Source organism: Variovorax sp. J22R115 (assembly GCF_030317005.1).
Lineage (GTDB): Bacteria > Pseudomonadota > Gammaproteobacteria > Burkholderiales > Burkholderiaceae_C > Variovorax.
In genome coordinates this window covers 1-8895 of the sequence record NZ_JASZYM010000045.1, presented here as the reverse complement: position 1 = coordinate 8895, position 8895 = coordinate 1, and the positions used below count along the sequence as shown (strand labels likewise).

General features: G+C 62.4%; 3 protein-coding genes and 2 pseudogenes. 2 read left to right on the top strand and 3 right to left on the bottom strand.

What is annotated here, in order from left to right; genetic code table 11:
• Positions 1 to 116: 116 nt before the first annotated feature.
• Together QTI04_RS34010 and QTI04_RS34005 are read left to right on the top strand one after the other, a co-directional pair.
• Positions 117 to 242 (top strand): annotated as a pseudogene (locus tag QTI04_RS34010) (IS110 family transposase); the annotation flags it as partial.
• A 101-nt stretch (positions 243 to 343) separates the two neighbouring features.
• A pseudogene (locus tag QTI04_RS34005) lies at positions 344 to 1525 on the top strand (IS66 family transposase); the annotation flags it as partial.
• 589 nt (positions 1526 to 2114) lie between these two features.
• On the opposite strand, the gene QTI04_RS34000 reads toward QTI04_RS34005, so the two are convergent.
• The 3 genes from QTI04_RS34000 to QTI04_RS33990 form a co-directional block, all read right to left on the bottom strand.
• Positions 2115 to 3143, bottom strand: coding sequence for a toll/interleukin-1 receptor domain-containing protein (locus QTI04_RS34000; RefSeq protein WP_286619615.1), 1029 nt, complete (start codon positions 3141 to 3143; stop codon positions 2115 to 2117).
• 67 nt (positions 3144 to 3210) lie between these two features.
• The gene (locus QTI04_RS33995) at positions 3211 to 7185 is read right to left on the bottom strand and encodes a DUF4062 domain-containing protein (RefSeq protein ID WP_286619614.1); all 3975 of its coding nucleotides are present in this window, start codon (positions 7183 to 7185) and stop codon (positions 3211 to 3213) included.
• Positions 7186 to 7393: 208 nt separating this feature from the next.
• Positions 7394 to 8737, bottom strand: a complete 1344-nt coding sequence (locus QTI04_RS33990; protein WP_286619613.1) for a tetratricopeptide repeat protein — start codon at positions 8735 to 8737, stop codon at positions 7394 to 7396.
• Between the last annotated feature and the right edge of the window lie 158 nt (positions 8738 to 8895).

Genomic DNA, 8895 nt, shown 5'->3' with positions numbered 1-8895 from the left:
TCCTTCATGATCACTTCGACGGTATCCGTATTCCTATTCGTACTCACAGTCCTACTCCTATCTTCAAAGATAAGCGATGGACCGAGTCCTGTCATTCAAGGGGCCAGCTCACCAGCATGAAAGACGATAGCACCGTATATGTTGGATTGGACGTTCACAAGGAATCGATCACAGCGGCGTATGCGATCGGTAGCGGCGATGTAGAGGTGCTGGGCAAGATCGCCACGACGAAGACCGAGATCGACCTGTCGTCCGCAACAATACCGTCCGCGCCAGTGCAATAGGTCGACTGCGGCACGTTCAGAGCGATTTCAACAGGTCGGGCGGACTTGCGAGGCCCTGCTACGCGTTGGTGGAGATCGGCGCCGAGGTCAGCGAGCAGATGCACGTCATCCCCGAGCAGGTGCGTGTGCTGCAGCACCACCGCATCAAGTACGCGTGCCCCTGCTGCGACCTGAGCCTGAAGGTCGCGCCGACACCGGCACGCATCATCCCGCGAGGCCTCCTCACTGAAGAGGCGCAGGCCTGGGTCATCACAGGCAAGTACCAGTTCGGCATGCCGCTGTATCGCACGGCCGTTCTGCTGCGCCGCTTCGGCGGCGACATCGTGAGCAACACGCTGGCCGCGGGCGTGGTGCGCATCGGCCTGGCCGTGCAGCCCATCATCAACCTGCTGCGTGATCACCTGTTGGACTCCGACCTGATCTACGGGGACGAGACGACCGTCCAAGTGCTCAAGGAGCCCGGGCGCTAGGCGCAGACCAAGAGCTACATGTGGGCGCAGATGAACGGCAGCGGACCGCCAGTTCGACTGTTCGCCTATGCGCCGGGTCGCGGTACCGTGCACGCGCAGAAGCTCTATGCAGGCATCCGGCGCGGCGCCACGCTCGTGACCGACGGGTATCAGGTCTACGACGGTATCGCCGCGGACCATGGCCTGACGCACCTTGGATGCTGGGTGCACGCGCGCCGACCGCTGATCAAGGCCGAGGAGTCGACACCGAAGGCAGCCCGGTCGCCGGATCAGCTGGCCACACGAATCATCAAACTCATCGGCAAGCTGTATCGCGCGGAGGCGCTGGCCAAGGACTGGACGTCAGAGCGCCGTCACCGGCTGCGCCAGCGCTACAGCGCCGCAGTGGTCAAGCAGATCGAACAGTTGCTGCTCGCGCATCTGCACGCCGTTGCGCCAACGAGCCTGCTGGGCGAGGCGCTGCACTACCTTCACGGCCAGTGGCCCAAGCTCATCCGCTTCCTGGACAACGGCACCTGGCCGCTGGACTCCAACCCGGTGGAAAACGCCATCAGGCCATTTGTAGTTGGTCGCCGCTCATGGCTATTTGCCGACACCGTTGGCGGTGCGAACGCCAGCGCGAATCTCTACTCGCTCATCGAGACGGCAAAGGCCAACAACGTCGAGCCGTATCGCTACCTCGTCGCCCTGTTCAAGAAGCTGCCGCTGGCGCAAACAGTCGACGACTACGAGGCGCTACTGCCCTGGAACATCGCGCTGCCAACCTCGTAGCTCAACCCCTGCACTTGATCTGCGTCGATGAACAGGACGCGGTTTATTGACCGCATACGATGTAGAAGCACTCCCTAAAGGCTTCCTCGATGCTGTATTTGTGATTCTCGATGCGAGCCATGAACTGCCTTTTCTAAGTCTTTGAAACGAAAGTGGAAACTACGATTGCTCAGACTGGCAACCAAATTTTTTCAGAAACCGACCTCATTGCGCATAAGTATCTTCGATGGAGTCCAGCCAAGTGTCGAAAATTCTGCCTCCGAAGCCGTGGATGAAAAGGATGGCAGCCCGGCTTTCAGCTTGCCTGCGATAGGGTTGCAACTGAGGGTTCACTCGATGCTCCTCAACTCGGTGTCGCTTGGCGCATGCCCCAGGCGATCGCTGGGTACTTCCCGCTGCGGCCGGCCGCAGTGGGCACAGGTCGCCTTCAGCGGCTTCGCCATCTGTTGGGGTCATTTGGATGTCACCGCATGGCCAACCCCCGAGCAAACAGGAAGAAGGATTCTCTGCGGCCGCCGCTGCTGCCTTTGACCAGGCAAATGTCAGCGGCCGCTCACCCCAGCAAATCGATTGCACTCGTTACGCATCGTCACTGCTCGGTCGTTCGCTCGACGAGCCTGAGATTTCGAATCTGCACACTGCTGGGAGCGCGACTAACATTTAGATCATCTATTCTGAGGCGGAAATCCGCGTTGGGTGGAACTTGAAAATACACCTTGATCGGAGTCCAAGTATTGGTAGAGACGGTGCGCTCGTCATTTGCCACCCACTTCTTGGTAGTGTCACTTCGCAGCACGAATCTCAATGTATGTTCTGAGTCCGTCGCTTTTGCTTCGCAGTCAACGCGAAAGCGTCTAAGTCCAGAAAGCAGATCGTTGCCCGCCACAGAAGTACGCTCGCCCTCTGGGCCAAAGTAGCAGTTCAGCCATATCTCAAACCGACCATCGTCATTTGTACGCCGCAGGTTGAGAATCTGACCATCCGCAAATTCGAGTGACCCTTTGCCGTATCCGCTAACTGGCTGGTCCTTCCCATCGATGTTTTGCCACAGCTGTGCTGAAGCGCCCTTGAAGTCAAATCCCAAGTCTCGCTCTACGGTCGAGTAGAGGAGTCTCTCGGGGCCGGTGATATCAAGCGCGGCTGCAGCCCCCACGTGAGCCGAACTTACGATTCGATCGATGTGCCGTTGAAAGCTTGCTGGCGGCTGAGATGTGAGGTTCAAGATCCGTGCTGATTCAGCGACAAACTGATGCATGTCCGCTGCACTTGCGCAGCTGAGCGTATTAAGCCCCGACAGGGGGCGGGATAGCGCGCTTGCTGGTAGGGTTGGCGCGAGTAGGGGAATGAGCGGCATGCCGTTACCCCATCTCGCGCCGAGTTCGAAAGTAACATAGTGAGATGCCAAACTAGCAGTTGAGAGTACCGCCGCGACAAGGTCGGCTGCCTCCACTTCGGCTTTGAGGATTGCGTCCGTATCAGCGCCTCCGGGTAGCTTATAGCCCTCCAGACTCGTGCAGCGAATGTCATCGGCACTGAGCAGGAGGGCTGAGCGCATCAAGTCGACAAGTTGCGTTACTAGGTCAATATCCTTCGAGCTATGGCTGACGAATACCCGCATGGTGTGCCTCAGTGGTTTCGCGGTGTGCCGCTGGTGGGTTGGACAGGTCGTCCTTAGGTAATCCTACTCAGGAGCCCTCGCGAAGGAAATGTACTGTGCCGTCGGCGCAACCCGCGACGATCAGACCGCCCGGCGTCGCGGCCAAACAGTTGATGGCCGCGTCGGCGACGAAGACCCGATTGGATTGGCGATCAGTCGGGTCCCACAGGCGCACGGTCCAGTCATTCGCGCCGGACACGATACGGCCGTCGGGCAGCATGGCCAGCGCGGAGACCCCACCCCAATGTCCTTCGAAGACGATGGACGCCTCCGGATGCGCCGGGTCCCACAAGCGCACGGTGTGGTCATCGCCGCCGGAGGCAATGCGGCCGTCGGCCAGCACGGCCAGCGCCCTGACCCTGCCCGAATGTCCTTCGAAGACGATGGGCGCGTCCGGGTGCGCCGCGTCCCACAGGCGCACGGCGCTGTCATTACCGCAGGATGCGAAGCGGCCATCGGGCAGCACGGCCAGCGCGTTGACCCCGCCCAAATGTCCTTGGAAGAGAATGGGCATGTCCGGGCGCGCTGGGTCCCACAGGCGCACGGTGCTGCCATATTCAAGGGTGCCGGAGGCGATGCGGCCGTCGGGCAGTATGGCCAGCGCGGTGACACAGAACGAATGTCCATCGAAGACGATAGGCGCGTCCGGATACGCCGGGTCCCACAGGCGAACGGTGTGGTCATCACCGCCGGAGGCAATGCGGCCGTCGGCCAGGACGGCCAGCGCCCTGACCCCGCTCGAATGTCCTTCGAAGACGATGGGCGAGTCCGGGTGCGCCGCGTCCCACAGGCGCACGGTGCTGTCAGAAGCGCCGGAGGCGATGCGGCCGTTGGGTAGCGCGGCCAGGGCCCTGACCCAGTCCGAATGCCCCCCGAAGACGATGGGTGCCTCCAGATGCGCCGGATCCCACAGGCGCATCGGGCCGTTAAAGGCGCCGGAGGCGATGCGGCCGTCGGTCAGCACCGCCAGTGCGGTGACGGAGTCCAAATGTCTTTCCAAGGCGATGGGCGCGTCCGGGCGCAACGGGTCCCACAGACGCACCGTCTCGTCACCGGCGCATGAGGCGATGCGACCGTCGGGCAGCACGGCCAGGGCGCTGACCCAGAGCGAATGTCCTTCGAGGACGATGGGTGCCTCCGGGTGCGCCGGGTCCCACAGGCGCACGGCAGCGTCATAATCGCCCGAGGCGATGCGACCGTCAGGCAGCACAACCAGGGCGGTGACCCCGCGAGAAATTCCTTCGAACACGATGGACGCCTCCGGGTGCGTCGGGTCCCACAGGCGCACGGTGCCGTCGCAATCGCCCGAGGCGATGCGACCGTCAGGGAACACAGCCAGCGCGGTGACTCCGCGAGAATTTCCTCCGAACACGATGGACGCCTCCGGGTGCGCCGGGTCCCACAGGCGTACGGTGCCATCACGGGCGCTGGAGGCAATTCGACCGTCAGGCAGTACGGCCAGCGCGGCCTCGCCCCAATGTCCTTCGAAGACGATAGGCATGTCCGGGTGCGCCGGGTCCCACAGGCGCACGCTGTTGGTCTCGGCGCCGCAGGCGATGCGGCCATCGGGCAGCACGGCAAGCGCGGTGACCTGGCACGGATTTCCTTCGAACACCAATAACGCCTCCGAGTGCCCCGGGTCCCACAGGCGCACGGTGCCGTCACCGGCGGCGGAGGCGATTCGGCCATTGGGCAGTGCGGCCAGCGCGGTGACCGGCTCCGAATGTCCCTCGAAGGTGAGGGGCGTGTCCGGGCAAGCCGGGTCCCACAGGCGTATGGTGCAGTCTTTCGCGCCGGAGGCGATGCGGCCGTCGGGCAGCACGGCCAGCGCCTGCCCACCACCAACGAGTGTGGCCTGGTGCGCGGTAGAGAGACGCAGACTGCGGTTGACCGGAATCAGCAACGCGCCCGCCCGCGCCTGGTGTTCAGCGTGGGCCAGCCATCGGCCTGCCGACGCGGTCAGCGACGCCAGGGCTCGCTCCGGCCCAAGACCGTCACCCAGCCGCCCCAGCAGCTGGGTTGCGAGATGGTCCGGAAACTGACGCAACACGTGCGCGCTGTTGCGCAACACCGCCAGTAGCAGCGGCTGGCCCGACACGCCTTTCAATAGCTCGGCGTCGGACAGCAACGCTTCCACGCCGGCCAGATCCAGCCGCGCCTGCAACCACTCAAAGCTTTCGAACATCAAGCCGCCGCATATGCGATGCCGTTCCTCGTCGCTGCCGAGGTGCGAAGGCAGGTGGCGCAGCAGGTATCTCGACCGGTGGGCCACGCCTTCGTCCACCTGCCGCAGCGCCCACTTCCGCCATGCTTCCCGTGAGGCTAGTGTGTCCACTGCGTAGTCGCCCGCCCGGGAAAAGCCCTGGTCGTCCTCGCGGGTCAACCACTCGGCCATTGAGAAATGGTCAAAGCTCAACTTGCCCAGTCGTTGACGCAAGAAGTCGGGCAGCGCTTTGTGTACGGACTTGATCTCAGACTCAGGTATCTGCAAGATCTCCGCCAGCAGCGCCGGGGGCACGGGTTCGCGCGCCAGCGCAAGCACGCCCAGCACGCGGCGTGCGCCTTCATAGTCGCGTCCGGAACGGGTGAAGCGTCGCTCGAACGCGTCGAGGTAGAAGCTGTCCATGCCGGGCGGCAGTGCCACTAGTTCACCCACGCCGATACGGCCGTTTTCAACGTCACTCATGGCGCGTACGGCGTAGAGAAATTTGCCCAGGCTACGCTCGACCAGCAGATCCGCCAGCGGTCCGACAGCGTGGCCATCATCGCGCAGCACGCCGGCCAGCGGCTCTCGTGCGCAGCGGCCCAGGATGTAGCAGCGCAAGTCCTCCTGGTTGCCGGCGCTTTCGGCGTCGATCCGTTTCGCAGCAAAGGCACTCAGTGGCGCTAGCACTTGTGGGTTGGGGCGCGAGGTGGCCAAGACGCGCAGCCAGGACGGAAAGCGCCCGGCCTTGTCAGCCAGCAACTTGACCAGCGTAGTGCAGCTGCCGGGGACTGTGGTGGTGTCCAGTTCCAGAGCCTCGTCCAGCGCATCGATGACCAGCAGGCGCGGAGTGTCTGGCTCGGTCAACCGCGACAGTGGTGCAAGGATGGACCCCTCGAAGGCGCTACCCGGATCGGTGAGCGCGCGGTCGAGCCGCTCCTGCAAGGCGGTGTCCGCTTCTATCAGGTCCCGATAGCCGGGAATCGACGCGGCGAATTGCGCCGCGAGGCTGCGCACGAATGCGCCTGGATGCAGAGTCTCCTGCGTGTCATGCTGGCAGAAGTGCCAGGCAGCGATCGCGCCGCCCGGGTTGCGGTGCACGAGCTCGGACAGGATGGCCGACTTGCCGACGCCGAAATCGGCGTGAATCAGAAGCGCGCGCGGGCGTGGCTCTGTCAGCCAAGCGTTGATCTCGCGAAACAACCAGTCGCGGCCTTCAAAGACCCCGCGCTTATGCGCCATGTACGGCGCAAAATCCCAGACTGCGGGCCAGCGGTAGCCAGCGATGGCCGGAATGGGAGGCACCGTCGTCGCGTCGTTGGTTGGCCAAGCGTAGCTGGCCAGCGCTTCCTGTACCTGGCGGGCCAAGTTGTCGGGGTCGGTGAACAGGGCACGACCATGCGCGTTTTCTACGTGGCGGCGGAATGCGGCGAGCTTGTCGGCCGCGGCCCCATGGTCGATGAACTTCGGCTTCCAGTCGTGCTCGGTGTCCACACAGAACACAAACGTCGGCTTGCCTGCTTCGATGGCCTGTCCATATTCCAACTCGGTGATCGATTTGGACGCCTGCCCATCGACTGCCAGCTCGAAACCATAGCGGTGCGCTAGCAGCAGCACATAGCCGTCGCACGCGAGCACGTCAGCCAGACACCTGCCCAGCGGAGGCTCAGGAAACGCCGCATATTGCTCCATCGAGTCGACGTCAAAGCCGGCCTTCTCAAGCGACGCTTTTACCGCCGCACGATGGGTCTTCAAGTCCTCAAAGGTCGACGATACATAAAGCGTTCGCCCGTGTCGCATCCGACCGCCCCCCGTAGAATCAGACAGGACGCAGTGTACTGTCGATGCCTAATCGCAAAGTAGATGCGCGACGTTCTGCACGTGCGGCGTGGTAGGGGCGACACGTCTACTTCCGACGACCATTGCCTCGCCTTTAACGCAATGGCGTCAACGGCGACACCATCGATCATCGTAGCGCCCGCGCACTAATGAGCGCGAGGCAAGATCATCATCGCCGACCGTTGAGCCGTGCAAAAAGCTTTCGCCAGATCGCGACCGGCGGTGCCTTGCCCTGCCAAGTCTCCAGGGCGAGCTTTGAACGAATCGTATCGGGGTGAAGGTCCCCAAATACGGAAGTGCGACTAGAAAATGCCCCACTCATCAGCGCCTTGGCCGCTGAGTGCTGACCCATGGCGCGCAACGTGACGGCGAGGTTGTTCATCGTCGTGAACGTGTCTGGGTGCCCCTCTCCGAGCACACGGCGTTGAGCGTCCAGCACATGCTCTTCAAGCTCGCGCGCGCGCTGCAGGTCACCCTGACGCCATACGATGAAGGCGAGGTTGCTCGTCGTCCGCAGCGTATCGGGATGATCAACGCCCTGGACCCTCCGACGGATCCTCTGCACCTTCTCCATGAGTTTGCCCGCGCTGGCCAAGTCTCCCTGAGTGACTAGCGCGACGGCGACGTTGTTCATCGACGTCAGCGTGTTTAGGTGTTCCTCGCCCAGTACGCGGCGGCGGAGCTCCAGCACGTGTTCGTGGAGCTCGCGGGCCCCGATCAGGTCCCCTTGGCTCGCCATTGTGCTCGCGAGATCGCTCATCGAAGTCAGTGTATCTGGATGCTCCGCTCCCAAGGATTTGTGGCGAATCGCTAGAACCCACTCCTGCACCTTTCGAGCGCGGCCGAGCTTGCCCTGATTCCGCAGCGTGCCAGCAAGGTTGTTCATTGATCTCAAAGTGTCCGGGTGTTCACGGCCGAGCACCCGGCTGCTCATCTTCAGAACCTGCCTTAGCAGCTGACGCGATCCGACAAGATCGTTCTGGCTTCGAAGCGTGCCCGCCAGATTGTTCATGAATGTCAGGGTGATCGGATGATCCTCACCCAGTGCTCTTTGACAAACAATGAGTGCGTGGTTGCCCAGTGCACGGGATCGTTCAAAGAGCGCCGGACCGTGGTGGAGGTAGCTAGCCGTTCGATCGAGCAGCCAAGTGTGCTGGGCGAGCGGGAGGTTCCAAGTTTTGGACAACAAATCGATGTGGAATACATGCGGCAAGCAGTGTGCGAAGAGCGGCCAGTGTTGGGGATCTTTCGTGTCTTCGGGCAGCGCATCGCACAATAGCCCCAGTGCAGCGCCTGAATCCGTGACGGGCTTGCACACCTTGAATCGTGCCGCATCCTGTGTCAAGCGATGCACCACCAACGCAGGTTCGGTAGGACGTTGGCTCGCTGACTCGTCTGCCAGATTTAGCGCTTCAACTGTGACGCGCTCGGCGATGCTATAGCGTCGCAGTTCAGCGACAAGTTCGTTCCAGGCCAGGGGCTTCGTAGCGGCGTCCGCAAGCTCTGGACCCATGACCGCTAGTACATCAACACGTAAATAACGGAACGTAATGCGTTCCTAGTTTTTGGTCTGCATCTTGACGAGTGAACTTCCACTGGATAGTTCGGCGGGCAGCGTTGCGAGCGCATTGCCACTTGTCGACCTCGAACTGCAGGCAATCTCTGTTGGGC

What these genes read in the sequence shown, in the direction of transcription:
- QTI04_RS33995 (WP_286619614.1), bottom strand. Translation starts at nt 7,185, where the DNA reads ATGCGACACGGGCGAACGCTTTATGTATCGTCGACCTTTGAGGACTTG.
- QTI04_RS34000 (WP_286619615.1), bottom strand. Translation starts at nt 3,143, where the DNA reads ATGCGGGTATTCGTCAGCCATAGCTCGAAGGATATTGACCTAGTAACG.
- QTI04_RS33990 (WP_286619613.1), bottom strand. Translation starts at nt 8,737, where the DNA reads ATGGGTCCAGAGCTTGCGGACGCCGCTACGAAGCCCCTGGCCTGGAAC.